General features: G+C 69.2%; 1 pseudogene. It reads left to right on the top strand.

The features are described from left to right. A pseudogene (locus MFF64_RS37500) lies at positions 1 to 210 on the top strand (LysR family transcriptional regulator); the annotation flags it as partial. Between the last annotated feature and the right edge of the window lie 17 nt (positions 211 to 227).

Below are 227 nucleotides of genomic sequence, written 5' to 3'. Positions count from 1 at the left end.
CTCGGACGAGTCTCCATTTCGCGGCTTCGGCGTTTGGCCCTCGAGCTTACGGCGCTTCGGGTCGAGGGTGTCCTGGACGACCGGCTGACCGACATCGTTGCGGGGGGCTTCGACGCCGGCATCCGGTTCGGCGAGGCGGTGGTGCGCGAGATGCTGGGCGGGTGCCTCGGGCCCGAACTGGCCACAGTGGTGGTGGGCACGGCCGGCTAGTTCGTTCACTGTCTGGC

Origin of the sequence: Methylobacterium frigidaeris (genome assembly GCF_022179185.1) — a bacterium.
In the GTDB taxonomy this organism is placed as follows: Bacteria; Pseudomonadota; Alphaproteobacteria; order Rhizobiales; family Beijerinckiaceae; genus Methylobacterium; species Methylobacterium frigidaeris.
This window is presented reverse-complemented; position numbering and strand designations above follow the sequence as displayed.